26 protein-coding genes are annotated in these 24,733 nt (G+C 44.1%); 15 read left to right on the plus strand and 11 right to left on the minus strand.

Annotated elements, in window-relative coordinates; translation table 11 throughout:
- Positions 1 to 8 precede the first annotated feature (8 nt).
- The 6 genes from xdhC to JHD45_RS16445 form a co-directional block, all read right to left on the minus strand.
- Positions 9 to 812 carry a xanthine dehydrogenase accessory protein XdhC gene (gene xdhC, locus JHD45_RS16420; RefSeq protein ID WP_199477604.1) on the minus strand — a complete coding sequence of 268 codons (804 nt, stop codon included), beginning with the start codon at positions 810 to 812 and terminating at the stop codon, positions 9 to 11.
- A 3-nt stretch (positions 813 to 815) separates the two neighbouring features.
- The gene (gene uraH, locus JHD45_RS16425; protein ID WP_199477605.1) at positions 816 to 1,169 is read right to left on the minus strand and encodes a hydroxyisourate hydrolase; all 354 of its coding nucleotides are present in this window, start codon (positions 1,167 to 1,169) and stop codon (positions 816 to 818) included.
- Between the two features lie 239 nt (positions 1,170 to 1,408).
- Positions 1,409 to 2,476 carry a BMP family ABC transporter substrate-binding protein gene (locus JHD45_RS16430; RefSeq protein ID WP_199477606.1) on the minus strand — a complete coding sequence of 356 codons (1,068 nt, stop codon included), beginning with the start codon at positions 2,474 to 2,476 and terminating at the stop codon, positions 1,409 to 1,411.
- 104 nt (positions 2,477 to 2,580) lie between these two features.
- Complete coding sequence (locus JHD45_RS16435; protein ID WP_199477607.1) at positions 2,581 to 3,513, minus strand: ABC transporter permease; 933 nt, start codon at positions 3,511 to 3,513, stop codon at positions 2,581 to 2,583.
- A gap of 9 nt (positions 3,514 to 3,522) precedes the next feature.
- Entirely contained in the window at positions 3,523 to 4,590 is a 1,068-nt protein-coding gene (locus JHD45_RS16440; RefSeq protein ID WP_199477608.1) for an ABC transporter permease, read from the minus strand.
- Positions 4,587 to 6,161, minus strand: coding sequence for an ABC transporter ATP-binding protein (locus tag JHD45_RS16445; protein WP_325097329.1), 1,575 nt, complete (start codon positions 6,159 to 6,161; stop codon positions 4,587 to 4,589). Before JHD45_RS16445 ends, JHD45_RS16440 begins: the two co-directional genes overlap by 4 nt.
- A gap of 304 nt (positions 6,162 to 6,465) precedes the next feature.
- Between JHD45_RS16445 and puuE the strand changes: the two genes are divergently transcribed.
- The 5 genes from puuE to rlmM all read left to right on the plus strand — a co-directional run bounded on the left by puuE (position 6,466) and on the right by rlmM (position 11,138).
- Positions 6,466 to 7,407: an allantoinase PuuE gene (gene puuE, locus JHD45_RS16450; RefSeq protein ID WP_418903783.1), complete on the plus strand. Its 942-nt coding sequence runs from the start codon at positions 6,466 to 6,468 to the stop codon at positions 7,405 to 7,407.
- A gap of 32 nt (positions 7,408 to 7,439) precedes the next feature.
- Entirely contained in the window at positions 7,440 to 8,006 is a 567-nt protein-coding gene (gene uraD / locus JHD45_RS16455; protein ID WP_233407884.1) for a 2-oxo-4-hydroxy-4-carboxy-5-ureidoimidazoline decarboxylase, read from the plus strand.
- 186 nt (positions 8,007 to 8,192) lie between these two features.
- Positions 8,193 to 9,266, plus strand: coding sequence for a GGDEF domain-containing protein (locus JHD45_RS16460; RefSeq protein ID WP_233407885.1), 1,074 nt, complete (start codon positions 8,193 to 8,195; stop codon positions 9,264 to 9,266).
- A 98-nt stretch (positions 9,267 to 9,364) separates the two neighbouring features.
- Positions 9,365 to 10,036 carry a TIGR01621 family pseudouridine synthase gene (locus JHD45_RS16465; RefSeq protein WP_199477610.1) on the plus strand — a complete coding sequence of 224 codons (672 nt, stop codon included), beginning with the start codon at positions 9,365 to 9,367 and terminating at the stop codon, positions 10,034 to 10,036.
- 49 nt (positions 10,037 to 10,085) lie between these two features.
- The gene (gene rlmM / locus JHD45_RS16470; protein WP_199477611.1) at positions 10,086 to 11,138 is read left to right on the plus strand and encodes a 23S rRNA (cytidine(2498)-2'-O)-methyltransferase RlmM; all 1,053 of its coding nucleotides are present in this window, start codon (positions 10,086 to 10,088) and stop codon (positions 11,136 to 11,138) included.
- A 144-nt stretch (positions 11,139 to 11,282) separates the two neighbouring features.
- Here the strand turns inward: rlmM and JHD45_RS16475 are convergent, their stop codons facing one another.
- Both JHD45_RS16475 and JHD45_RS16480 read right to left on the minus strand, forming a co-directional pair.
- Entirely contained in the window at positions 11,283 to 12,956 is a 1,674-nt protein-coding gene (locus tag JHD45_RS16475; RefSeq protein WP_199477612.1) for a L,D-transpeptidase family protein, read from the minus strand.
- A 20-nt stretch (positions 12,957 to 12,976) separates the two neighbouring features.
- Complete coding sequence (locus tag JHD45_RS16480; RefSeq protein ID WP_199477613.1) at positions 12,977 to 13,237, minus strand: YkgJ family cysteine cluster protein; 261 nt, start codon at positions 13,235 to 13,237, stop codon at positions 12,977 to 12,979.
- A 166-nt stretch (positions 13,238 to 13,403) separates the two neighbouring features.
- Here JHD45_RS16480 and JHD45_RS16485 point away from each other — a divergent pair, with 166 nt between their 5' ends.
- Positions 13,404 to 14,645, plus strand: coding sequence for a diguanylate cyclase (locus JHD45_RS16485; protein ID WP_199477614.1), 1,242 nt, complete (start codon positions 13,404 to 13,406; stop codon positions 14,643 to 14,645).
- A gap of 109 nt (positions 14,646 to 14,754) precedes the next feature.
- On the opposite strand, the gene JHD45_RS16490 is transcribed toward JHD45_RS16485, so the two are convergent.
- The gene (locus JHD45_RS16490; RefSeq protein ID WP_199477615.1) at positions 14,755 to 15,552 is read right to left on the minus strand and encodes a response regulator; all 798 of its coding nucleotides are present in this window, start codon (positions 15,550 to 15,552) and stop codon (positions 14,755 to 14,757) included.
- 101 nt (positions 15,553 to 15,653) lie between these two features.
- Between JHD45_RS16490 and ppiC the strand changes: the two genes are divergently transcribed.
- From ppiC to JHD45_RS16510, 4 genes are all read left to right on the plus strand, one after another.
- Entirely contained in the window at positions 15,654 to 15,932 is a 279-nt protein-coding gene (gene ppiC, locus JHD45_RS16495) for a peptidylprolyl isomerase PpiC (protein ID WP_233407886.1), read from the plus strand.
- A 26-nt stretch (positions 15,933 to 15,958) separates the two neighbouring features.
- Positions 15,959 to 16,393 (plus strand): TIGR01244 family sulfur transferase, encoded by a 435-nt coding sequence (locus tag JHD45_RS16500; RefSeq protein ID WP_199477616.1) that lies wholly within the window; start codon positions 15,959 to 15,961, stop codon positions 16,391 to 16,393.
- Positions 16,394 to 16,537: 144 nt separating this feature from the next.
- Complete coding sequence (locus tag JHD45_RS16505; protein WP_199477617.1) at positions 16,538 to 17,149, plus strand: helix-turn-helix domain-containing protein; 612 nt, start codon at positions 16,538 to 16,540, stop codon at positions 17,147 to 17,149.
- A 98-nt stretch (positions 17,150 to 17,247) separates the two neighbouring features.
- The gene (locus tag JHD45_RS16510) at positions 17,248 to 18,591 is read left to right on the plus strand and encodes a class II 3-deoxy-7-phosphoheptulonate synthase (RefSeq protein ID WP_199477618.1); all 1,344 of its coding nucleotides are present in this window, start codon (positions 17,248 to 17,250) and stop codon (positions 18,589 to 18,591) included.
- A 129-nt stretch (positions 18,592 to 18,720) separates the two neighbouring features.
- Here the strand turns inward: JHD45_RS16510 and JHD45_RS16515 are convergent, their stop codons facing one another.
- Both JHD45_RS16515 and JHD45_RS16520 read right to left on the minus strand, forming a co-directional pair.
- Entirely contained in the window at positions 18,721 to 19,443 is a 723-nt protein-coding gene (locus JHD45_RS16515) for a GIY-YIG nuclease family protein (protein ID WP_199477619.1), read from the minus strand.
- A 95-nt stretch (positions 19,444 to 19,538) separates the two neighbouring features.
- The gene (locus tag JHD45_RS16520) at positions 19,539 to 20,165 is read right to left on the minus strand and encodes an O-methyltransferase (RefSeq protein WP_199477620.1); all 627 of its coding nucleotides are present in this window, start codon (positions 20,163 to 20,165) and stop codon (positions 19,539 to 19,541) included.
- A 246-nt stretch (positions 20,166 to 20,411) separates the two neighbouring features.
- On the opposite strand from JHD45_RS16520, the gene thrS reads away from it, so the two are divergent.
- The 5 genes from thrS (at position 20,412) to pheS (ending at position 24,713) form a co-directional block, all read left to right on the plus strand.
- Positions 20,412 to 22,331, plus strand: a complete 1,920-nt coding sequence (gene thrS, locus JHD45_RS16525) for a threonine--tRNA ligase (protein ID WP_199477621.1) — start codon at positions 20,412 to 20,414, stop codon at positions 22,329 to 22,331.
- A 26-nt stretch (positions 22,332 to 22,357) separates the two neighbouring features.
- Positions 22,358 to 22,891: a translation initiation factor IF-3 gene (gene infC, locus JHD45_RS16530; protein WP_067016596.1), complete on the plus strand. Its 534-nt coding sequence runs from the start codon at positions 22,358 to 22,360 to the stop codon at positions 22,889 to 22,891.
- Between the two features lie 95 nt (positions 22,892 to 22,986).
- Positions 22,987 to 23,181: a 50S ribosomal protein L35 gene (gene rpmI, locus JHD45_RS16535; protein ID WP_067343164.1), complete on the plus strand. Its 195-nt coding sequence runs from the start codon at positions 22,987 to 22,989 to the stop codon at positions 23,179 to 23,181.
- A gap of 51 nt (positions 23,182 to 23,232) precedes the next feature.
- Positions 23,233 to 23,589 (plus strand): 50S ribosomal protein L20, encoded by a 357-nt coding sequence (gene rplT, locus JHD45_RS16540; RefSeq protein WP_067016598.1) that lies wholly within the window; start codon positions 23,233 to 23,235, stop codon positions 23,587 to 23,589.
- 128 nt (positions 23,590 to 23,717) lie between these two features.
- Entirely contained in the window at positions 23,718 to 24,713 is a 996-nt protein-coding gene (gene pheS, locus JHD45_RS16545; protein ID WP_067016600.1) for a phenylalanine--tRNA ligase subunit alpha, read from the plus strand.
- The last annotated feature ends 20 nt before the right edge of the window (positions 24,714 to 24,733 follow it).

A 24,733-nucleotide genomic window follows, 5' to 3' on the forward strand; every position in this document is an offset into this window, starting at 1 on the left:
CCTCTTTTTCATTTAACGGGCATCGCTGCGGATGCTTTTGTGTGTTGTGATGCGCGTATCTTTAACAGCTGGGAAAGGACGGATATGGCGATTTCCCCAGGCTGCTTTGAGCGCAAATTGTGTTCACCCATTGGGCAATGCATTTGGTCTATTTGAGCTTGAGTGAAGCCTTTATTGGCTAACTTATGGCGGAACCGAGCACTTTTGGTTTGCGATCCAATAACCCCGATAAAGGCCGCATCGTTACGTTTTATTACGGCTTCGGTCAGCTCTAAATCCAGTTGATGGTTGTGCGTGAGTACCAAATAAAAAGTATTGGCAGGCATGTCGGCAACTTCATCAACGGGGTAATCGCTTATTTTAGTGGTCACCTTGTCCGATACCTGTGTCGGGAACTCATCTTGACGACTATCTACCCAGATTAAATGGCAAGGGATATTTTCTAAACAATGCACAATAGCTCGCCCCACATGTCCCGCACCAAAAATCGCAATGGTTAACGGAGATTGCAGGACACTTTCAAACAGTAATGTCACAAAGCCACCACAACATTGTCCTAATGTCGCCCCAAGGGGATAATCTTCGGTGCTCGTTTGACTGTCTTTTTCGCTGAGTTTTTCCCTTGCTTTCGCAATGGCTTTCCACTCTAAATGACCGCCGCCGACTGTACCATAAATGGCATGCTGTGTAACAAGCATGCGAGCGCCGATTTCCCTTGGTGTAGAACCTTTTATGGCAAACACAGATACCATCACAAAATCGATACCTGATTTTTCCAATTTAGCGGCTTCTTGAACCCATTTCGTATCCATGATTTAGCTACCTCGATATGTACTGTAGCCATAGGGAGAAACTAAAACAGGAACATGGTAGTGGCTGGTTGCATCATTGATACCAAAGCGAATTACCACCTCATCCAAAAACAGTGGCTCCGCAAGCTGTTTGTCTAAGCGGCGATAATAATCCCCGATGGCAAACTCTAGTTCATACACGCCTTGATGAAAGTCCTTCTCGGACAGGATAGGCTGGTCACAGCGACCATCACTGTTTGTAATGCTGGTGTTAATTTTGACTTTATCACCATCGATCAGCTCATAGAGCGTGATGGCAACGCCCGCCGCTGGGGTGCCGTGTGTTGTGTCCAGAATGTGCGTCGTTAGGTATCCCATATGGTTTTCTCTCCTGTGATCGCTTTTCTTATGCCGATTGATCCACTACTTAAAGCGACACTGTTTAAGGTGTTACATTACAGGTGTTCTGCCAAGGGGGTAGGGTGTTTTATAAAGTGCTTTCGCTTTTTTATCAATAGTGCTTTCGCTGTTTTCGATCCGGTTTTTAAAATGATAGATGAAAAGCTATCGATTCTCCGCCTATAGAGAATCGATAACCCATTTACATTAAACGACTGTTATTGGGGGATTTTATCGGTAATGCCTTGAACATACCAATTTACTCTTGCTAGTTCTTGGTCTGTCAACGAATGGCCAGCAGGCACAACGATTTTCCCGGTATTGTCTTTAATAGGTCCAGTGAACGGTTTGAGTTTGCCTGATTTGATGGCAGCCAATGTTTCATCAATTTTAGCGCGTACGTCTTTTGGCAGGTTGGGATTGATGGAAGCCAGTTGCAACATGTTGTCGTGGAACCCACCCCAGAAATCCTGCGACTTCCAAGTACCGTCCATCACTTGTTGTACGGTTTTTATATAGTAGGGTGCCCAGTGATCACGTACTGAGAAAATATGTGCTTGAGGAGCAAATTTACTCTGATCCGATGCTTGACCAATGGCGCGAGCACCACGTTTTTGTGCGGCAATCAGTGGCGCAGGGCTGTCGGTATGTTGAATCAGTACGTCCGCTCCCTGATCCATTAGAGCATTGGCTGCGTCGGTTTCTTTACCTGGGTCATACCAAGTGTTTGCCCAAACAATTTTTAGCTTGATATTGGGGTTAACACTTTTTGCTCCCATGTAGGTCGCATCGATATCACGGATAACTTCCGGAATAGGGAAGGCTCCGATGTAACCAATGGTATTGGTTTTAGTAAGCAATCCAGCGGCAACACCAGAAATATAACGGCCTTCGTAGGTACGGAGAACATAAGTGCCTAAATTTTTCGCCCGCTTATACCCTGTGGCGTGTTCGAACACCACATTAGGGAAGCGTTTAGCGGCTTTAACGGTTGCATTCATGAAGCCAAATGATGTCGTAAAGATGACTTTGTTGCCCGCTTTGACAAGTTGGGTAATGACACGTTCTGCGTCGGCGCCTTCTGCCACGTTTTCAACATACGTCGTTTTTACTTTCCCTTTGAAATATTTCTCCATTTCTTTACGGCCTTGGTCGTGCTCGTAACTCCAGCCCAGATCTCCCACTGGGCCAACGTATACGAAGCCTACTTTAAAAGGCTCTTCTGCTTGAGCCATGGTGACGCCAAGCATGAGGCCTACGCCAAGTAATAAACTCTTTAACTTCATGATGAAACTCCTTGTGCCCTTCGGCGGTTTTGTCGTTGTTAATGGAACGCTTTATTCTATTGTTATTGGTATGTGGCCTTTTATGGCTTAAATTGGCGTCATGGTTAGGCCATATGTCTTGGATCAAACGGTTTTCCGAGTGATCGAGGCGCCAACAGTTTTTCTTTAAATTTATCCGCACTGATGATGACCATGACGAATACTGTCGCCACATAAGGCAACATGGCTAATAAGTTGGTCGAAATGGTCCAGCCGAATCCTTGGAGAACCAAATGCATAATGCTGGCCAAGCCAAACAAATAGGCTCCCAGCATAATGCGTCCAACCCGCCAAGAAGCAAAGACCACCAGCGCAAGGGCAATCCAGCCACGGCCAGCTGTCATGTTTTCCGCCCACATAGGGGTATAGACTAAGGACATATAAGCCCCAGCGATCCCCGTCATGGCACCACCAAACATAATGGCCAAATAGCGGACCCGAAGTACCTTGATGCCAATGGCATTGGCGGCATTGGGGTTTTCACCGACGGCTTTGAGTGTTAGTCCCAAGCGAGTTTTGTTAGCAACATACATAATGAGCACGGTCATGATGAAAGAAAGGTAGACCAACAGATCGTGCTCGAAGAGAATTTTGCCAAGGTACGGAATGGAGGATAGGTACGGGATGGGGATGGGATTAAAGCCTTGAATGGTTTTACCGACAAAATCCGATCCGACAAAGGCGCTTAATCCTGTGCCAAAGATGGTTAATGCGAGCCCCGTGGCCACTTGGTTGGCGCCAAGGTGCAACACTAAAACACCAAAGATGAGGCTCATGACACAACCCATAGCCATTGCCGCAAGCACGCCAAATGCCATGTTGCCAGTTGAGTAGGCTGCTAAAAAACCAACGACGGCTCCCATGAGCATCATCCCTTCCTGGCCTAAGTTCAGTACCCCAGACTTTTCACATATGACTTCGCCAAGAGCAATAAATAATAAGGGAGTACCTGTTTTTATTGCGGAGAATAATATTTGTGCTATGAAATCTGCGTCCAAAATAGGCTCCTAAGCCGTGGCTTGATGAGTGAAAACAAGGCGGTTGCGAATAAAGAAATCGCACGCCAATAAGAAGAAAAGCAAAACGCCTTGAAACATACCGACCACCGCAGTGGGAATATTCATTTGAATCTGTGCCAGATCGCCACCCATATAGAGTACGGCCAAAAAGATGGCCGCAATAATCGCACCCAGAGGGTGTAAGCGACCCAGATAGGCGACGATGATGGCGGAGTAACCGTATCCAGGGGAAACGTTAGGCACCAATTGGCCTATGGGGCCAGTCACTTCACATACACCCGCTAGACCTGCCAGCGCACCAGCAAGGAGCATAACAAACCAACTGAGCTTTTTGCTGCTAAAGCCTGCGTAGGTTGCCGCTGGTTCGTCAGAGCCAAAGACACGCACTTGAAAGCCTAAGTGGGTTTTAGACAAGATAAACCAAGCCACAACAGCAGACAGTAGAGACAGCAAAATGCCCAAATGAATTCGAGTTCCCGCAACGAGAATCGGCAGCATGGTTTGATCCGAAAACATAGCAGATTCAGGAAAACCGTAGCCATCAGGGTCTCGTAGTGGCCCATTGACTGCCCACACCAGTAGATAAAAGGCAATGTAGTTAAACATAATAGTGGTGAGAATAAGGTTCGAGTTGAAGCGTAGTTTTAAATAGGTGGGAACAGCAGACCAGGCAATACCCGAGGCAACGCCGGCCAAAAGGGTTAAAGGTAAGGCTAAGGCGCTGGTAGAATCGCCAAAGGCTAGTGCGACCGCCGACCCCCCTAATGCTCCAGCAAGTAATTGGCCTTCTGCACCAATATTCCACATATTGGCCCGATAACAAAGTGATAAGCCCACAGCACAAAGTAGCAGGGGGCACATTTTTACCAGCATTTCTCCCACATTATAGCCATCAGACAAAGGGGCGATGAGTAATACATGCAACGCCTCAATCGGGTTTTTGTCGAGCGCCGAAAAAAGAATACAGCCAAAAATAAGGGTGAGAGCAATCGCCAGCAGGGGCGAGACAAGTGTCATTAATTGGCTAGGTTGCGTTCGCGCTTGAATACGCATCATGCTGTGGTCTCCTGTAACATGTCAGCATCATGCTGTTGGTTGTTAATAAAGGTCCCTGCCATCCATTGGCCAATTTGGTCTATGTTGGTGTTTTGGGTACGGACAATAGGAGACAAATAACCATCGCATACGGCTGCCATTCGGTCTGCTAGTAAGAATAGTTCATCAATGTCTTCTGATATCAATAAAATGGCAGCCCCTTGGTCGCGTAGTTCTAATAACGCTTGGTGAATCGCTAATGCTGCACCGACATCTACTCCCCATGTCGGGTGTGCGCAAATCAATACATCAGGTCGTTGGCCGATTTCGCGTCCCATAATGAATTTTTGTAAGTTCCCGCCACTTAAGCTTTTTGCTTCAGAAAATTCGCCGTGGCATTTGACGCTGTAATCACTGATCAGTTGTTTGGCATAGTCTTTTAGTTGCTTCCATTGGACTAAGCCGTATTTGATAAAGCCTTGACTGTGGGTGAGGAGGGTATTTTCCGTTAAGCTCATATCGGGAACCGCGCCTCGGCCTAAGCGCTCTTCGGGGACATAAGCCATGCCAAGCTGTCGTCGTATAGCGGTTTTTAAATTGCCAATTGGTTGGCTCTTCATGGTTAGGTGAGCGTTGACGGGACGGCTGTCTTCGCCGCTGATAATGGCCATCAATTCGTCTTGTCCATTGCCGGCGACACCTGCAATACCGAGAATTTCACCTGCTTTTAGCTCAAGGTTGATGTGTTTTAGTGAAGTGCCAAAGGGATGTTGTGTGCTAAGGGAGAGATCATGAATCTGAAAGCGTACCTCCGTTCCCTCTTTTTTGGAGTAACCAGCCTCTTGTTCTGCTAAGTCGCCCACCATCATTTTAGCAATGGAATGGGACGTTTCTTCTGCAGGAGAGCAAGTATTGATGACTTTGCCACCTCGTAAAATGGTGGCTTTTTCACAAATTTCGGTGACTTCGTGCAGTTTGTGGCTAATGAATAGAATACTGCACCCCTCTGCGGCGAGTGTTCGCAGTACGCTAAAAAGACCAGACACTTCTTGAGGGGTCAACACTGAGGTCGGTTCGTCCAAAATCAAGAGTTTTACTGATTGGACTAAACAACGCATTATTTCTACCCGTTGTCGTTCTCCAATTGAGAGTGAGTGTACGTAACGATGGGGATCGATATTCAAACCATACTCTTGGGATAATTGACGGATTTTCTCAGCAAGATTGCCAATAGAGGCCAGTTGAGGTTTGCTCAAACAGAGTTCGATATTTTGGCTGACCGTTAGCGTTTCGAACAGAGAAAAATGCTGAAAGACCATGCCTATCCCAAGCTCTCTCGCCGTGGAGGGTGATTTGATTTCTATTTCTTTGCCATCCCAGATAAGTTGACCTGTGTCTGGCGCGACGACACCATAAATGGTTTTGACGAGAGTGCTTTTTCCAGCACCATTTTCTCCCAGCAAAGCATGAATTTCTCCAGGCATGAGGCTCAGGCTAATATTGTCATTGGCAAGACAGCCAGGATACTGCTTGCTGATATTGATCAGTTCCAGTCTAGGTGAAATATGCTGTGCGGTTTTGGTGTTATTCACAAAAATTTCCCATCTTAAAAAGGTCCGGCCGTGTTATTAACAATAGAGTGACTCGGTATATAAACTGCATGCTGCACAAGCCACGCCACTTTATGTCTCTTATTAGCGCGTTTAACCAAAAAAGTCGCACTTTTTTTGTGCTTTGGTTTTTTTGTTTGCCCTCTTATAGGGCTTATAAAATAGTTGACTGATTGGTTCACTTAGCTCATTTTGTTTATATGAAATGTTTGTTTCTTTTAATCAATATTTGTGCCAATTTTTTTATGTTATTTTGTGGCAATCTACTGTGTATGGTGAAGTTGCCATGGAATTGTCTTTTTTATGGGGTGATGTGATGTCTTATGATCGTGATTTAGTTGGCTATGCAGGAAAACCAGTCCATCCGCATTGGCCTAAGAATGCCAAGGTGGCGTTGCAGTTTGTCTTGAATTATGAAGAAGGGGGTGAAAATTGCATTCTGCATGGCGATAAGGCCTCGGAGGCGTTTTTATCCGAGATGATCGGGACGGATGCCAGAGAAGGTGTTCGTCACATGAGTATGGAGTCCCTTTATGAATATGGTAGTCGTGCTGGGGTATGGCGTGTTCTGTCGTTGTTTAAAGAGATGGGAATTCCGTTGACCATCTTTGCCGTTGGTATGGCCCTTGAGCGTCATCCAGAGATTGCTAAGGTTTTTGTTGAGGAAGGGCATGAAGTTTGTAGTCATGGCTATCGATGGATTGACTATCAGTACGTGGATGAAGAAACCGAGCGTGCTGATATGAAAAAAGCCATTGATGTTATTACCAAGCTGACAGGCCAACGTCCTTTAGGCTGGTACACAGGGCGAACAGGACCGAATACTCGTCGTTTGGTCGCGGAGGAAGGGGGATTTCTATACAACGCAGACGACTACAGTGATGATTTACCGTTCTGGCGTTTGGAAGGGGGGAAACCTCAATTAATGGTACCTTATACCCTTGATACCAATGATATGCGTTTTGCGGCGATGCAGGGTTTCAATACAGGCGAGCATTTTTTTCAATACTTAAAAGACGCGTTTGATACCTTGTATGAAGAAGGAAAAACGCAACCAAAAATGTTGTCTATAGGGCTGCATTGTCGTCTGATCGGTCGTCCTGCTCGCATCGCAGGGCTAAGACGCTTCCTCAGTTATGTGAGTCAGTTTGATGATGTTTGGTGTGCACGACGCGTCGATATTGCCAAACACTGGCATGAACATTTTCCTTATCAAACAAAAGCTTAATTATACAAACAATGAATTATATGGAGAAAAGCATGACAGACCAGCTGTCCGTTCCGATGGAATTTCAGACATTGGAGGGAGTGTTTGACGCTAAACCAAGTACCATGACGAAAGAGATGTTTATTGCGGTGTTTGGTTCAGTGTATGAGCACTCTGCTTGGGTTGCTGAACAGGCATGGCAGGCAATGAGCCACAAAAACAGCCTGACTGACTATGATAAGAAAGAGCATTTAGCGCGTTTGTTGTTTGATGTGGTCGAACAAAGTACGAATGATACAAAACTGGCTTTATTGCGAGCTCATCCAGATTTGGCGGGTAAGGCGGCATTGGCTGGGGAAGTGACTCAAGACTCTAGTAGTGAGCAAGCTGGCGCTGGTTTAGATCAATGTACGCCCGAAGAGCTTATGCGTTTTACCGATTACAATGATCGTTACAAATCGCGCTTCGGTTTTCCTTTTATTATGGCGGTAAAAGGCGCGACCAAAGAGGCCATTTTGTCGGCTTTTGAGCAGAGGATTCATCATTCTTCACAGGAAGAGTTCAAAATGGCCATGCGACAGGTTCACCAAATTGCTCGCTTTCGTTTAGCTGAGAAATAGCATCCTCCCCCAAGGTAAGTGTGCCTATCTTGGGGGATTTAGTGTCTTACCTTATGTAATTTTCTATACACTGTGCGCTATAAAATGGTACAATAATGCTTCTATTTTACACAAAGTTTCCAATTGATTATTCTCCCTGAGTCAAGGGCTGAATAGTCTTTCTCTTGTTTTAGGAATATAGCGGTATTGTGCTCATATAATTTGCTTGAAAAGCTACTAAATCAAGGGGAATTGGAGACGGATGTCGATTTTGGTGATAAATACATTGTTAATTTAGTCCTGCTATTAATAGCGTTAGTGGACTGTTTTTTAATGGTAGTTTTTTCACTAGGGCAGCCTGATCTATTCGCAAGCTTGCTCTATTTTTTTTGTTTTGCCTTTTCTGTTTGGCTTTTCTCTATTAATCGAAGCAAATGGCTTAGCTGGATGCGGGTTGTTGCTCCTTTTTTGGCCATTGCCCAAATCGTCTTTTCTTGTTTTTTTGTATTGGGTTCTGGAAGTGGCCTACAGTGGCTGTTGGTCATGTTTTCATCCTATTCTTTTTTAAGTTTTCAAAAAAGTGAGCGATTTTGGCAAGTCATCACTATTGTTAGTTCATTTTTAGCGTTTATCTTATGTCAGTTATATGCCCCACGTAGTGGTCTCTTGCTAGATCAATCCGAGCAGACGGTTTCGATTATTTTAGTCTTTATTTATTCTTTGTTTTCATTTGGACTGGCTGTTCAGGCGCTGGTTGGACGCTTGTTTCGTGTCAATATGAGATTAAGAGAGCTGGCTGAGAGAGACGTATTAACGGGGTTGCCGAATCGTCGTAAGGTATTAAATGAGGCTCTGGCTATTTTTAACGAAGCGCTGGAATCTTCAGGCGTGTGTTCATTTGCTATTATCGATTTTGATCATTTTAAGAGGATTAATGACTCTTATGGGCATGAAGCTGGTGATCTTGTTTTGCAGAAAGGGGCGAGTGCGATGTCCCTTTGCTTGCGGAAACAAGATAAAATAGGCCGCTATGGCGGTGAAGAGTTTGTTATTATTATGCCTGATACGGATGCTTCAGAGGCTATATCGAAAATGGAGTTCTTAAGGGCGTCGATTGAGTCTTTGAATATTGTGTCGAGTCACGGTATTCGTATTCCTGTTACGGTCAGTATTGGTGTCGCGTCTAGGTCTCAGGAAACCGTTATTTTTGAGGATGTGTTGGCGCTGGCTGATAAAGCGTTATACAAGGCGAAGAAAGCGGGTCGTAATAAAGTGTATTAGTTTACCTTGATGTTTTTTATGTGTTGTGACCTTTCTCTGATAGCCTGAGGGGACACTGTTGTTTATATGCCTTTTTTATCCTTATGTATGAGGTTGCTTTGCTTAACGTTATTTTTCGTTGTGATGATTTTTGGGTGCTAAATAAACCTGTTGGTATGAGTTTCCACGCTGAATCTGATGAGAGTGGGGTGATGAAAACATTAAAGCAAGATTACCCCAGTATGACGTTTTATCCTGTTCATCGCCTTGATAAAATGACTTCGGGAATTTTGCTGGTGGCGTTGAACAAAGAAGCGGCCGCAAAGTTTGGGGAGTTATTTGAGCGACATCAAATAGAAAAACGCTATATTGCGCTGTCGGACCGTAAGCCTAAAAAAAAGCAAGGGTCTATAAAAGGAGGCATGGTGCCCAGTCGCCGTGGGCAATGGCGTTTAACAACCGAAAATGACAACTTGGCCGTGACGCAATTCTTTTCGACTTCTTTTGATGGTTTTCGGGCTTTCATTGTGCGGCCATTAACGGGCAAAACGCACCAAATTCGTGTGGCCTTAAAAAGCCTTGGTTCTCCCATTTTTGGTGATGATCGGTACAGTGGAACACCAGCAGATCGTGGTTACTTACATGCTTACTCTGTGTCATTTGAATGGGCAGGGGAGTTGAAAAGCTATTGTGTCATGCCATCAAGCGGCGAACACTTTAATGCAAAATTTTGTGATTTTGTTCGTGCGCACTTTGCTGAAAAATTTTTAAAATGGCCTTCTGGCAAATAAAACCTAAGCGTCTCGCTTGTTATGAGAGCGACTTAGGGCGGGATGATGAATGAAGAATATTTTGGCATATTGCCGACCTGGTTTTGAGAAAGATTGTGCAGCTGAGCTGGCACAAATGTCATCGGAAAAAGGATTTTATGGTTACGCGAAAGTGGTGCCGGACTCAGGCTTTGTAGTGTATCACTTTGATCATTCGGAGCCTGCGGAAACCTTGATTGAACAATGGACTTTTAATCGTTTGATTTTTGCTCGTCAAATTATCGCTGTCAACGAAGTGATTCATTTTGAGTCCGGTTCACGGGTAGAGTCTTTGTTAAGTGCTGCGCGTCAGTTGCCTCTTGCGGAAGAGGTGTGGATAGAGACAGCCGATACGAATGATGCCAAAGCCTTGTCTGGTTTGATTAAAAAATTAGACAAGCCGTTAAAGCAAGGCTGGAAAAAGTCTGGCGTACTACGAAATAAAGCCATTGGTGTTCGTCATCATGTGTTCTTGCTGGATGGTGAGTCTGCCTATTTAGGCGTGTCCTATGCGGCTTGTCGTAGTGAGTTTCCCATGGGTATTCGTCGCCTACGTTTTCCTGCTGCTGGGCCGAGTCGTTCTACGCTTAAGTTAGAGGAAGCTTTTTTGCAGTTTGTTCCAGAGAAAAAACTGGCAAAAGATTTAACGGAGGGGATGACGGCTGTTGATTTAGGTGCTGCGCCTGGTGGTTGGACTTATCAGTTTGTGAAAAGAGGCATTCATGTGTTTGCGGTCGATAATGGACCAATGCAAAAAGCACTGATGTCGAGTGGCTTGGTTCAGCATGAAAAAGCGGACGGGTTTAAGTATGAGCCGCCCTATACGGTTGATTGGCTAGTATGTGACATGGTAGAGCGTCCAATTAAAGTAGCTGAATTGATGGCGGATTGGTTTGCTAAGCGTTGGACGCGTCGCGCGATCTTTAATTTGAAGTTGCCTATGAAAAAACGTTATCAAGAAGTGATGTTGTGCATTGAGCTTATTGAAGAAAGGCTCCATAAAGCGGGTGTGGGTTTTCAATACCAAATAAAACACCTTTATCACGATAGGGAAGAAGTTACTCTGTGCATTATTGCGAGCTAATTACCGTGAACTTGAGCTAGGCATTATTAAATGCTGTCTGAATCTTGTTTGATGATGTGATCTAAGGCACCGCATAAATATGAAAAGCCCCACTATGGATCATAGTGGGGCTTTTCATTAGCTGGCTTTTCATTAACTATGGTGCTAGATAGAGTCGCTTGGGCTGAAGGCTTTATAGCCCATGGCTTCTTCCATCAGCTTGTCACGACCGTAGATGTCATTACGAAACTCTGGCATACCGTTAGCATTGGCTACCACCGTAAAGTAAACCAAATACACTGGAATATAATGAGGCAGAGTGAGCACTTTGGTTTGTTTGCTTTTTATTGCGTCAGCCAATTCTCTGAGGTCTTTACCATCGGTCATCAGGCTTTTTGCGAAAAGAGCGGGTCGTTCAAGGCGGATGCAGCCTGAGCTAAAAGCACGGTTTCTCGCCCTAAATAAGCGTTTGGCGGGAGTGTCGTGCAGATAGATTTCGTTTCTATTTGGAAACATAAATTTATAAGAGCCAAGCGCGTTGTTTTTATCTGGTGTTTGTTCAAAGCGAAACGCTAGGTTCTCTTGAGAAATGGCTTTCCAGTTGATTTGCGTTGGATCCAGTTCTTTGGCCCCAATTCCCCAATTGGCAAATACTTTATAGCCGTGTTTGCTTAAGTAGTTTGGGTCGGCTTGCAGCTTAGGTAGCAGGTTTTCGCGAGCGATACGATCCGGTACTCGCCAGGTTGGGTTTACCACCATGTAAGTCATGATAGCTTTAAAGACAGGCGTCTTTCTATCCGGTGTGCCAATGATGGCTTTCATGGTGGTGTGATTACCATTTAAATACATATCGACAGAATAATTGGTTAAATCGACCCATATACGATTGGCTTCTAGTTGGCTTGGTAGCCAGCGCCATCTTTCTAGGTTGTAGGCAATCTGTTCTGCACGACGTTTAAGTGGGACATTGAGGGTTTTAATGGTGTTTGGGCCCGCTGCTCCATCGGCAATAAGGTGGTGGCGATTCTGAAAACGTTCTAATGCTTGCTTGAGTTGCTTGTCAAAGCGATCCTCATCTACTTTTCGAGTGGAAAAGCGAATATCGCCCAGTTGTACAAGGCGAGCACGTAACTGTGCAACCCGTGGGCCTTGATCACCAATAGCGAGAGGTTTGCCGGGTGTGACCAGAATGTCTTTCTCTTTTTTAGATAACTCCTGATAGTAGACCAGCCATTTCTGTAAAATTTGATATTGTGGGCTTCTTGGTGCTAGCAAATGTAATGAATTGACCATGTTGTTGACGGATGCCATTTGTAGCAGCTTTTTCCAGTCATTGCTGGGTGCATCCAGTTGCCAGTTGGGGTCAATAAGCTGTGGCTCATAGCGTCCATTACTTAAATCGTGGGCGTAACTTGCCAATGCGATGGTGGTGATGACATCCATTTCTGCCAATTGTTGAGGCGTTGGGTTTTTTAGAGACAGGTAATGTTTAATGATACCTACATGATAGTGGATCGGATTGAGACCATGGGTATTGGCTTTCTCAAGGATATCGACCAATTTATAGATGGATAAGTTGATCCGTTTGTCTTTGATCCACATAGGGCGGTAGTCACGATGTTTATAAACATCTAGAACCGTATTGTTCGGGATAGCTTGTCCAGCCACTGGGGTAAAAGCATGTAGCATTAAGGCGACTTGGTCTTTTACGCTGCTTTCTATTTGCGATTCACTGGGAGGCTTGGCTACCAATCCTTGTTCTGTTTGCTGGCTTGCGCAGGCGTTCAAAAGGAATGTAAAAAAGACTAGGGTCACAAGTCTCGTTAACGCATTGGTCATTGGTTGCTCCTGATGTTGATTTAGTCCGTTGATAACGTAGCGTTTTCTAAGTCTGATATGATGAGTAAGGCTTCTTCTCTTGAGTGACCACAAATCATTTCTTCAGCGGCGAATGCTTGGCAAACAGTTGGCCGATTAGGGCTATTAAAGATGCCACAGCGGAAATCTTCAAGTAAGTGTATACATCTTTCTCCTGCGGCTTTCCCATTTGGCATTCCAGGAATAGGGGAAGATATAGAAGGTGCTATACAACAAGCACCACAATGAGGACGACATTGCATAAAAGCAAATTACCTTCTTTAATAAATAAGATGGGACGCATTCAATATGCATTTGACCAAGGTTATTTAGATTTTCATATTTCATGGGTATTTTAGAGTATCGAGGCCGTTGGTCATAGAGGATAATCTAAATAAGCGTGTGATTTGATAAGGTGTCGTTTTTTTCATGGTATATAAAATATTAGTTGTTGAAGACAGTCCAGTTGTGCAAAACGTGTTAAAGCATTTGTTGAGTCAGTTAACTATTTATGTGCCAACTGTCTGTTCCTGCTATAAGGAAGCCGAAACAACCTTAGCATCTCAAAAGGGAGGAGAGTTTTTTACCGCCATAGTGGATTTGAATCTGCCTGATGCTCCTAACGGTGAAATAGTGGATTTAGTATTGGGGTCAGGTGTTTCTTGTATTGTGTTAACAGGGAATTTCAATGATGACCTTCGTTTAGAATTGCTTAATAAAGGTGTGTTGGATTATATAACGAAAGACAGTCGTTACTCTTTTGATCATGTTATAAAAGTGATAGAGCGCCTAAGAAAAAATCAACATATTAAAGCGTTGGTCGCAGATGATTCGTCAACCAGCCGTCTATTTGTGAAAAGCCTACTAGAGCAATACCGTTTTAATGTGGTTGAGGCTGAAGATGGTCAGCAAGCATTGGCAAAATTGGAAGAAGATCCTGAAATTCGTCTTTTTATTACCGATCATGATATGCCCATAATTAATGGTCATGATCTGGTGCGTATGCTGCGTCATAATAACCGCTTTAAAAATTTAGTGGTGATTGGGTTGTCAACGGGTAATGATAGTGCGTTGTCTGCAAAGTTTATCAAAGCTGGGGCCAACGATTTTTTGAAAAAGCCGTTTTATCACGAAGAGTTTCATTGTCGTATTACTCATAACTTGGAATCACAAGAAATGCTCGAAACCATTCGGGATTTGGCTAATATTGATGTGCTGACTAAGTTGAAAAATCGGCGTTATCTTTTTGATGAGGGAGAGTCTTTCTATAAGCAGGCAATTTCCCAAGGCAATGGGGCTGGGTTTGCAATGCTGGATTTGGATCATTTCAAATGCGTTAACGATACCTATGGTCATATGGTGGGTGATACTTTGTTGGAGCTGGTTGGTAAAGAAATCGGCCTCGCTTTCCCGGAATCATTGATTTGTCGATTTGGTGGAGAAGAGTTCTGTATTGTATCAAATGAAGAGGATGATATTTTTGAGCAAAAGCTCATTGGCTTTCAGGTATCTTTGCGTGAAAAGGAGTTTACTGGGGCTAAGATAAAAGTGACGTGCAGTATTGGTGTGTGTCGCAAAAATCAAGACAGTCTTGATGACGCCGTGAGAGTTGCCGATAAAAAACTTTATCAGGCTAAGAGTAATGGACGCGATAGAATAGAGTTTGATTAGTTGCGTTTTTAATCTTCTGCGTATGTGATAGATGTGAGGTTTAATGCTTACAAGTGTTTCGAAACCCTTGTAAGCAAATGCAGGCCGATAAACGAATGCAGAAAAGAGGCTAGTTTAGTATTTGGGCGAGTAGCTGTCTTACTGTGCCTGGTTCGAAAGGCTTGCCGCAAATGGCATCGACGCCTTCTTGAGCAATGTTTGAAAGTTGGCTGTCCTCAGAGTTGGAGCTGACCATAAGAATGGGGATGTGTGCAATGGCTGGGTTTTGGCGGACAGCGTCGGTTAGTTCTTTGCCGTCCATTTCTGGCATATTGTAATCTGTAACAATCAAGTCAAACTCTTCTGTGTTGAGTTTCTCAATGGCTTGTCGGCCGTTTTCAGCCAATTGAATTTGTTCTATTCCCATCGTATTCAGTGTGCGACTAACATGCTTGCGAGCCATCTTGCTGTCATCTACTACGAGGACGCGCAGAGTTCTGGGGTCGAACAATTCTAAATCGATTTCTTCTTCGGCAATCAAATCAACGGCTGAATAAATAGCCCGTTGTAAATCTCGTTTTGAAAAGGGTTTGGGAAGGATGGCGAGTACGCCGGATTGTCGAAGGTGTTCTAGATGATCGCGGTTTTTTTCACTTGAGATCAGCATGAAGCACTGATTTTCTGTCTCGGGGTTATTGCGAATGGTGTCGATTAGGTCATTGGCTGTGCCATCGGGCAAATACATGGAAGAAATGATTAAATCCGGTGGAAAATTGGCGAGATTTTCCAGTGTTTCTTTAATATTGTTGGTGTAATCGATTTGCTTTACGCCAGCATCTTTCAGGGCTTTACCGATAATTTTTTTTTGCATATCGGACGGTTCGACAAGGAGTAGCGAAAGATCTTTTATTGCGGTGAAGCCTATCATCGTTGAGTTACCCTATTTTTTAGTCATCTTATACAATCCTAGCACATCAGTTAGGTTAAAATGAGCTATTTAGTCATGGTTATTTGGTGGAGAGTATTATTATGGCAATAGCCAGCGCCTGTCATATTTTAGTAAAAACGAAAGCAGAAGCGGAGTCGATTAAAGTGAGACTGGATAAGGGAGAGGATTTCCATAAGTTGGCCAAGCAATACTCCACTTGCCCGTCAGGGAAAAAAGGGGGGGATTTGGGGGAGTTTCACAAGGGGGATATGGTGCCTGCGTTTGATAAGGCGGTATTTTCTGGCCCGTTGTTGAAAATTCAAGGCCCGATTAAGACGCAATTCGGTTACCATTTGATTAAAGTGTTGTACCGATCCTAATTGAAAGATGTTTGGAGGAGAGAGTTATGAATAATCCGATTGCACTAGATGATATGTATTTTGTTGGTCCTCAGGTTTTGGTTGAGGATTTTGCAAAATTAAAAGCCATGGGTTTTGAGCGAGTGATTAACAATCGACCTGATGGCGAAGCCGAGGAACAGCCAGCTTCTGCCGATCTTGAGGCAGAGGCACGGGCGCAAGGGTTAGAATATATTTATAATCCAGTTAATTTGAGTGAGCTAGGGCAGGAGCAGGTGTCTCAACAGATGGCCTCTCTTGAAGAGAGTAAAAAAACTTTTGCGTTTTGTCGTACTGGCACTCGCTCTTCTGTTGCGTGGGTGTTAGTAAATAATGCTCAGGGTAAGGAGTATCAGACTTTGGTTGACTATGTGTCGGCTAAAGGGTTTGATCTTGCTCGTTGCGAAGCCGTAATGCAGCCGCTAGTCGCTCACAATAAGTGAGCTCGTTGAATGGTGTTTTGATATCAACAAAAAACCTGCGGTAGCAGGTTTTTTTAATGCATAAGCATGATATGTGCAAATATTGGATAGGTTAACGTGGAGTCTTTTAGTAAACTTTCGGTACATCAGTGTGATAGGTGAATTATGGTAAGTCGACCATCTTTAGAAACGGCTACCGCGTCAGACCCCGATCGATTCGTTGAACCTTTAGAATTAGGTAAACGAGTAAAAGAGATTCGATTGACAAAAGGGTGGACGCTTGAGGAAGTCAGTAAACGTACAGGGATTGCCCGATCGACATTGTCGAAAATTGAGAATGATCAGGTATCACCAAGTTTCACAATCGTGCAAAAGTTAATTCAAGGGTTGGGAATGGATTTGCCTCAATTGTTTGTTGAAGCAAGTGAACACTCTATTGCTGGCCGCCGAGACATTACTCGTAAAGGTCGGGGGGAACCTCATCCAACGGCGACCTATGAGCATGAGTTATTGAATTATTCCATTAGTCGTAAAAAAATGGTGCCGTTTAAAACGACGGTACGGGCACGTTCCTTCGGCGAGTTTAAGGAGTGGGTTCGCCATGATGGGGAAGAGTTCCTATTGGTGCTGGAAGGGAAAATTAATTTTTTCTCTGAGTTCTATGAGCCAATTGAATTAAAAGAAGGGGACAGTGTGTATTATGATGCCACTATGGGGCATGTGGTTGTCTCTACCTCTAGTAAAGATGCGCTAATCCTTTGGGTGGTCGCTCGCTAAAGGAAAGATAGTCGACTTTAAAAGAATGTTGGTTTTTATTGCTTGTATAACCAGTCATAGAAAAAGAGTGAATTTAAATATTATAAGGTCAAAACAATATGAGTAACTGGAGTTTAGATAGTTGGAGGACGAAGACAGCCTTGCAGCAGCCTGTTTACCCAAATGCGGAGCATTTGGCACAAGTTGAAAATACACTGGGGAAAATGCCGCCTTTAGTGTTTGCTGGTGAAGCTCGCCAGTTAAAAAAAGCGTTATCCAAAGTCGCTAAAGGCGAGTCCTTTTTGTTGCAAGGGGGAGATTGCGCGGAAAGTTTTGCCGAGTTTCATGCTAATAACATTCGCGATACTTTCAAAGTCATGCTGCAAATGGCCGTGGTATTGACCTATGCAGGTAAATGTCCTGTGGTAAAAGTGGGTCGCATGGCGGGTCAGTTTGCGAAGCCTCGATCTGCTGCGACGGAAACGGTTGATGGCGTTGAACTGCCCAGTTATCGCGGTGATATTATTAATGGTATCGAGTTTGATTCATCTGCACGCATACCAGACCCGGAGCGCTTGATCAAAGTGTATAATCAAAGTGCCTCGACAATGAACCTGTTGCGTGCCTTTGCTCAGGGAGGCTATGCTGATCTGCATCAGGTGCACAAATGGAATAATGACTTTTTGCAAGCCAGTCCTGCCGGTGAAAAATACCAAGGTATTGCCGATAAAATCGACGACGCGCTGCAGTTTATGGAAGCGTGTGGCATCGGTAATGTGAGTCAATTGCATGAAACCGAGTTTTATACCTCCCATGAAGCTTTGTTGCTACCTTATGAGCAAGCTTTGACACGTCAAGATAGCTTGTCTGGTGACTGGTACGATTGTTCTGCGCATATGTTGTGGATTGGAGATCGTACTCGCCAACTGGACGGTGCTCATGTGGAGTTTTTGCGAGGTGTACAAAACCCTATTGGTGTGAAAGCTGGTCCGACAATGGATCCTGAAGATCTATTGCGTTTGTGCGATACTCTGAATCCTAAAAACGAAGCGGGACGCTTGAATATTATTGTCCGTATGGGGGCCGATAAGGTCGAAGCGGGTATGCCTAAATTAATTCAAGCGATTCAGCGTGAGGGTAAGCAGGTTGTTTGGAGTAGTGATCCAATGCATGGCAATACCGTTAAAGCCAGCTCTGGTTACAAAACTCGTCATGTGGATCATGTGTTGCGAGAGGTTCAGCAATTCTTCCAAGTGCACAAAGCAGAAGGCAGTTATGCTGGTGGTGTGCATTTTGAAATGACGGGGCAAAATGTGACAGAGTGTGTGGGCGGTGCGTTCCAAGTGTCGGAATCCGATCTTGGTGATCGCTACCATACTCATTGTGATCCACGTTTGAATGCGGATCAGTCTCTTGAGTTGGCCTTTATGATATCTGAAACCTTGAAAAAAGCGCGAGCGTAATTGTTAGGGCGTTTGATTCTCGACACGGGTTTTTATCTCTTTTGTTAAAAAAAATCCCAATCAAGCAATCTTGATTGGGATTTTTTATTGGTGTTTCAGACGTCGAGCTAACGGGCTCTGTCGTCCATATTACCCTTTACGGCGGCGAAAGGCTGACATGGCGGATTTTGATGTAATATCAATTTTTGCCATAATCAGTGCCATTTCTTCCGCTTCAGCTTGTTGTTGAGCTTTTAATTTGTCTTCACGTTCTTTTTTGGCTGCCTTTTCCGCTTCACGCAGCATGCGTTGAATGCTGGCTTTGCTTTTAGGACGCTCCACTTTAGACACCTCAGACGGTTTTTTCGGATCTGCTGCTTTTGCGGCCGATGCAGGAGAGTCCAAGCGATCTTCACCAATGAGCTCGCCAAAAAAGGAACGAGTCGTCGGTTTTGGCTCTACCTCTTTTTTGATGGGGAGCTCAACTGACTTTTTTGTTGCGGCCTTTCTGGTTTTTTTAGGTTGTTCTGCAGTGGACACACCATTAGAGTCAAACAAGGCTTTTTTGCCAAAGCTCAGCGTGGCTGCTTTGGTGGTTGTTTGACCTATTTTGTAACCGCGAAGGCTTTCACCGTTGTAAATTGAGACATAGTCTTTCTCAAGTTCGTAAAGCTCTTCTTTGTCATCGGTTTCAAACAATTCTTCAACAGAGAAGGCACTTAGATCGTGCTCTCGAATGTCATCATATAGAGGGAAGTCTAACCCTTCATTGGCGGCCTCAACATACTGTTCAAAGCGTTGAAAGCCACTATTGAACGAGGTGCCTATATAATGTTTACCGGTAATAGTATTTGTGATTTTAAAAACGACCAAAATCGCTGCCTCTTAACTTAATGTCTTTTAAATAGCACATAAACTCGACTCGCCTTGGAAGTTCTCAAGCGAGCCAAGCTTCTAAAAAATAGGAATTAACGTTTTACGACGAGGTTCAAACCGTCGCGGACGTTGAGATGGACATTTTCGACTCGATTATCGTGCGCAATCAGACGGTTAAGATCATTGACTGCAATGTCACTCGCTTCTACTGGATCAAGGACACGTCCTTGCCAAATAGAGTTGTCAATGATAATAAGCCCGCCAGGAGCAACTAAAGGAAGTACTGCTTCATAATAGTTCAAGTAGTTGCGTTTGTCGGCGTCTATAAATACGAAGTCGAAGGGACCCTCAAGGTCTTGAATCGTATCCAGTGCGGGACCAAAAATCGGCGTGATCTTGTGTCCATTTGGGCTACGATTAAAAAAGGACTGAGCAAATTCGATTGCTCTTGGGTTGGTTTCACAACAGATTAGTTTGCCATCTTCGGGCATACCTTCGGCAATGGATAAAGCAGAGTAACCAGTAAACATACCGATTTCTAATGCGCGCTTAGGTTGTTTGATCGTGCTAAGAAGTTTCAAAGTACGACCAACGATTTTACCTGACAACTTGTTTGGATAGCCCATATCTGAGTAGGTTTTCTCAACCAACTCAATTAATAGGTCCGGTTCTGATTGAGTTGTCTCAATGCAGTAGTTGTCAAGAGTATTAAGATCCATAAGGCCTTTCAGATATTAAGTGTGTTGCGAAACGGATGCCAATTTTACTCTGCCTCCCAAGAATGTCTATGGTAAAAGGGAAGAAAAATACCTTGATTTTTTATGATTCCTTTTTCATTGGTCTGTTTGTCTTTTTTTCTGCCAAATAAGGATTCGCAAGATGGGGCGAAAAATGGTAGTTTATCGGCCTGAAATTGACATGTGCTCTTTGGTATGGAGCACCACTGACTCCAATAGGGGAATAAAATGCCTGTAATTACTCTGCCAGATGGCAGCCAACGTACTTTTTCTAGCCCAGTTACTGTCATGCAAGTGGCTGAAGATATCGGTCCAGGTCTTGCCAAGGCCACCGTGGCAGGGCGTATTAACGGCGCGCTAGTCGATGCTTGTGAACTGATCTCTGATGACGCGGAATTGAACATCATTACGGGTAAAGACCCTGAAGGTGTAGAAATTATTCGCCACTCTTTCGCTCACCTTGTTGGGCACGCAGTTAAGCAATTGTATCCAACGGCACAAATGGCTATTGGGCCTGTCATTAGTGATGGCTTCTATTACGACATTGCTTATGAGCGTCCCTTTACTCCAGAAGATCTGGCGGCGATTGAAAAACGCGTGGGTGAACTGGTAAAAACCGATTACGATGTCGTGAAACACATGACCCCTATAGCAGAGGCTCGTCAGCTGTTTGTGGATCGAGGTGAAACCTATAAAGTCGCTTTGATTGATGACATGGATGATTCTGTTGAGCGTGTCGGCTTGTATCATCACGAAGAATATGTGGATATGTGTCGTGGCCCACATGTGCCAAATACTCGTGTGTTGCGTCATTTCAAATTGATGAAGTTGGCTGGCGCATATTGGCGTGGCGACTCCGATAATGAAATGTTACAGCGTATTTATGGTACGGCTTGGAACGACAAGAAAGAATTGAAAGCGTATCTGACGCGTATTGAAGAAGCTGAAAAGCGTGACCACCGTAAGTTAGGTAAGAAGCTGGATTTGTTTCATGTTCAAGAAGAAGCACCGGGTATGGTGTTCTGGCACCCTAAAGGCTGGAGTTTGTATCAGGCTGTTGAGCAATACATGCGTAATAAACAGCGTGAGAATGGCTATCAAGAGGTGAAAACCCCACAAATCGTGGATCGCGTTTTATGGGAAAAGTCTGGTCACTGGGGTAAGTATCATGAAAATATGTTTACTACCCATTCAGAAAATCGTGATTATGCCGTTAAACCAATGAATTGTCCTTGTCATATTCAAGTGTACAATCAAGGCCTTAAGAGCTACCGAGACTTGCCATTTCGTATGGCAGAGTTTGGTTCTTGTCACCGCAATGAGCCGTCTGGTGCGTTGCATGGCATTATGCGTGTGCGTAACTTTGTGCAAGATGATGGTCATATCTTTGTGACAGAAGGTCAGATCCAGCAAGAGGTGTCTGAGTTTATCGACTTGTTGCATGAAGTGTATGCCGATTTTGGCTTTGATAATATTATCTACCGCCTATCGACTCGTCCTGAACAGCGTGTTGGATCGGATGAGGTTTGGGATAAAGCGGAAAAAGCGCTGGCCGATGCACTGAACTCTGCTCATTTAGATTGGGAGGAATTGCCAGGTGAAGGGGCGTTTTATGGTCCTAAAATAGAATTTTCATTGAAGGATGCCATTGGCCGTATTTGGCAATGTGGCACAATTCAGGTAGATTTCTCTATGCCGACTCGTCTTGGGGCGCAATATGTGGCTGAAGATGGCTCTCGTCAAACACCTGTCATGTTGCATCGGGCCATCGTTGGTTCGCTGGAGCGTTTTATCGGTATTTTGATTGAAGAGAGCGAAGGTGCGTTTCCGCTCTGGCTAGCGCCTGAACAAGTTGTTATCATGAACATTACAGATCGTCAGGCAGATTACTGCTCTGATTTGGAAAAAAGATTAAATTCAAACGGCTTTAGATCAAAACTTGACTTGAGAAACGAGAAGATCGGGTTTAAAATCCGCGAGCACACAATTCAACGCGTACCCTATATGATCGTCGTTGGAGATAAAGAAGTAGAACAGCAGCAGGTTGCTGTTCGTACTCGTACCGGCGAAGATCTTGGGGTGATGAGTGTTTCCGATTTTGAAGCATTGCTTGAAAACGAAGTTGCTCGCCGTAGCCGTAAACAATAAATGGAGATATAGCTATAAAAGGTAATATGAATCGTGGACGTAGTGCCAGTAAGCAGCGTCCTTTAATCAACGAAAACATCCGAGCTAACGAAGTGCGTTTAATCGCCGCTGATGGTGAACAAGTTGGCGTTGTCTCGCTAGACGAGGCACTAAAAGCAGCGCAGGACGCTTCTCTAGATCTAGTGCAAATTGCTGATTCAGATCCAATTGTTTGCAAAATCATGGACTACGGCAAGCATATTTTTGAGGCAAAAAAAGCGAAAGCTGCCCAAAAGAAAAATGCTAAGCAGATCCAAGTTAAAGAAATGAAATTCCGTCCAGGGACGGAGGAAGGGGATTATCAGGTAAAACTCCGCAACCTGATACGTTTCCTTGAAGGCGGGGATAAGGCCAAGGTATCACTACGATATCGCGGCCGTGAAATGGCCCATCAAGAGCTTGGCATGCAGCTTATGAATCGAGTCGCTCAAGACTTAGAGGAATATGGTGTAGTTGAACAAGCCGCGAAAATGGAAGGTCGTCAATTGACGATGGTGCTAGGCCCCAAAAAGAAGAAGTGATTTTAAATAATGTTTTAAGGAAAGCTCAGGCTTTTTAAAAGACCATATTATTAAGAAATTACATTAACATTAACGAATGCGAGAGTGGTTTTATCATGTCCAAAATTAAGTCACACAGTGGCGCGTCTAAGCGCTTCAAACGTACCGCGAATGGTTTTAAACATAAACAGTCTCATACTAGTCACATTTTGACTAAGAAATCGACTAAGCGTAAGCGTCATCTTCGTTCTATGAACCAGATCGCGCAGAGCGACAAAGCGTTAATTGTACGCATGTTGCCTTACATCTAAGTTTAGATTTATTTTTTAGTTCATTTATTTCACTAGTAAAGGGTTTATATTATGCCTCGCGTAAAACGTGGTGTTCAGGCTCGTCGCCGTCACAAGAAGATTTTAAAGCAAGCTAAAGGTTACTACGGTGCACGTAGCCGTGTATTTCGTGTAGCGAAACAAGCTGTCATCAAAGCAGGTCAGTATCAGTACCGTGACCGTCGTCAACGTAAACGTCAATTCCGCGCTTTGTGGATTGCTCGTATTAACGCTGCTGCACGTATCAACGGTTTGTCTTACAGCCGTTTCATTGCCGGCTTGAAAAAAGCGGCCATTGAAATTGATCGTAAAGTATTGGCTGATCTTGCTGTGTACGAGAAAGAAGTTTTTGCTGCTATCGTTACTAAAGCGAAAGCAAGCTTGGCTTAATTCTGACGTAGCCCTAGGGTGATTCAATCTTGAAAGATTCTGTCTTAATAGAGCGAGTTACTCAATGCAGTCTTTGATAGGGGAAGAGCCAATGGTTCTTCCCCTATTTTATTTTTTGGAGTGTATAAATGGAGAACCTAAAGCAGATTCTTGCTGATGCGCTAAGCGCAGTGGCTGCATCTGAGAGTGAGTCCGCGCTAGATGATGTACGTGTGCATTATTTGGGTAAGAAGGGCGCTCTTACGGCTTTGTTGAAACAGCTTGGTCATGTTTCTGCAGAGGATAGACCGAAGTTTGGCCAAATGGTCAATGAGGCAAAAAGCCAAGTTCAGGAAAAAATTACTGAGCGTAAGAGTTCGTTAGCCAAAGCAGCACTTGATGCTAAGCTTGCGACTGAAACAATTGATATTTCGTTATCTGGTAAGGGTCAAGAAGTGGGTGGGTTGCACCCAGTGACACGTACTATGGAGCGAATTGAAACCTTTTTTCGTGGTATTGGTTTCGATGTGGCTGCTGGCCCAGAAATCGAAGACGATTACCACAACTTTGAAGCGTTGAACATTCCGGCGCACCATCCTGCTCGAGCAATGCAGGATACCTTCTACTTTAATCCTACTACGGTGCTTAGAACACATACATCACCTGTTCAAGTGCGTACCATGGAAAACACCCAGCCGCCAATCCGTATTATTTGTCCTGGCCGTGTTTATCGTTGTGATTCGGATCAAACGCATACGCCTATGTTTCATCAGGTGGAAGGTTTGTTGATCGATGAAAATATTTCGTTCGCAGATTTAAAAGGCATATTGCAACAGTTTTTGAATGTCTTTTTCGAAGATGATCTTAAGGTACGCTTTCGTCCTAGTTACTTCCCATTCACTGAGCCCTCTATCGAAGTGGATATTATGCGCACGAATAGCAAAGGTGAAGAGTCTTGGTTGGAAGTATTGGGTTGCGGCATGGTGCATCCAAAAGTGCTTGAAATGTCGGGCATCGATTCTGAAAAATACACAGGGTTTGCCTTTGGAATGGGCGTTGAGCGCTTTGCTATGTTGCGCTACAAAGTAGATGATCTTCGTATGTTTTTTGAGAACGATTTACGCTTTCTTAAACAGTTCAAGTAACCAGTCGACCTAGGATGTTT

Source organism: Marinomonas spartinae, from assembly GCF_016461715.1.
GTDB classification, from domain to species: domain Bacteria; phylum Pseudomonadota; class Gammaproteobacteria; order Pseudomonadales; family Marinomonadaceae; genus Marinomonas; species Marinomonas spartinae_A.

Excerpts from the sequence above, each read along its gene's own strand:
- pheS (WP_067016600.1), top strand. The coding sequence starts at position 23,718 with ATGGAGAACCTAAAGCAGATTCTTGCTGATGCGCTAAGCGCAGTGGCT.
- JHD45_RS16510 (WP_199477618.1), top strand. The coding sequence starts at position 17,248 with ATGAGTAACTGGAGTTTAGATAGTTGGAGGACGAAGACAGCCTTGCAG.
- xdhC (WP_199477604.1), bottom strand. The coding sequence starts at position 812 with ATGGATACGAAATGGGTTCAAGAAGCCGCTAAATTGGAAAAATCAGGT.
- rlmM (WP_199477611.1), top strand. The coding sequence starts at position 10,086 with ATGAAGAATATTTTGGCATATTGCCGACCTGGTTTTGAGAAAGATTGT.
- puuE (WP_418903783.1), top strand. The coding sequence starts at position 6,466 with ATGGAATTGTCTTTTTTATGGGGTGATGTGATGTCTTATGATCGTGAT.
- JHD45_RS16485 (WP_199477614.1), top strand. The coding sequence starts at position 13,404 with ATGGTATATAAAATATTAGTTGTTGAAGACAGTCCAGTTGTGCAAAAC.
- thrS (WP_199477621.1), top strand. The coding sequence starts at position 20,412 with ATGCCTGTAATTACTCTGCCAGATGGCAGCCAACGTACTTTTTCTAGC.
- JHD45_RS16500 (WP_199477616.1), top strand. The coding sequence starts at position 15,959 with ATGAATAATCCGATTGCACTAGATGATATGTATTTTGTTGGTCCTCAG.
- JHD45_RS16440 (WP_199477608.1), bottom strand. The coding sequence starts at position 4,590 with ATGATGCGTATTCAAGCGCGAACGCAACCTAGCCAATTAATGACACTT.
- JHD45_RS16490 (WP_199477615.1), bottom strand. The coding sequence starts at position 15,552 with ATGATAGGCTTCACCGCAATAAAAGATCTTTCGCTACTCCTTGTCGAA.
- uraH (WP_199477605.1), bottom strand. The coding sequence starts at position 1,169 with ATGGGATACCTAACGACGCACATTCTGGACACAACACACGGCACCCCA.
- JHD45_RS16505 (WP_199477617.1), top strand. The coding sequence starts at position 16,538 with ATGGTAAGTCGACCATCTTTAGAAACGGCTACCGCGTCAGACCCCGAT.
- uraD (WP_233407884.1), top strand. The coding sequence starts at position 7,440 with ATGACAGACCAGCTGTCCGTTCCGATGGAATTTCAGACATTGGAGGGA.
- rpmI (WP_067343164.1), top strand. The coding sequence starts at position 22,987 with ATGTCCAAAATTAAGTCACACAGTGGCGCGTCTAAGCGCTTCAAACGT.
- JHD45_RS16475 (WP_199477612.1), bottom strand. The coding sequence starts at position 12,956 with ATGACCAATGCGTTAACGAGACTTGTGACCCTAGTCTTTTTTACATTC.
- JHD45_RS16480 (WP_199477613.1), bottom strand. The coding sequence starts at position 13,237 with ATGCAATGTCGTCCTCATTGTGGTGCTTGTTGTATAGCACCTTCTATA.
- ppiC (WP_233407886.1), top strand. The coding sequence starts at position 15,654 with ATGGCAATAGCCAGCGCCTGTCATATTTTAGTAAAAACGAAAGCAGAA.
- rplT (WP_067016598.1), top strand. The coding sequence starts at position 23,233 with ATGCCTCGCGTAAAACGTGGTGTTCAGGCTCGTCGCCGTCACAAGAAG.
- infC (WP_067016596.1), top strand. The coding sequence starts at position 22,358 with ATGAATCGTGGACGTAGTGCCAGTAAGCAGCGTCCTTTAATCAACGAA.
- JHD45_RS16430 (WP_199477606.1), bottom strand. The coding sequence starts at position 2,476 with ATGAAGTTAAAGAGTTTATTACTTGGCGTAGGCCTCATGCTTGGCGTC.
- JHD45_RS16520 (WP_199477620.1), bottom strand. The coding sequence starts at position 20,165 with ATGGATCTTAATACTCTTGACAACTACTGCATTGAGACAACTCAATCA.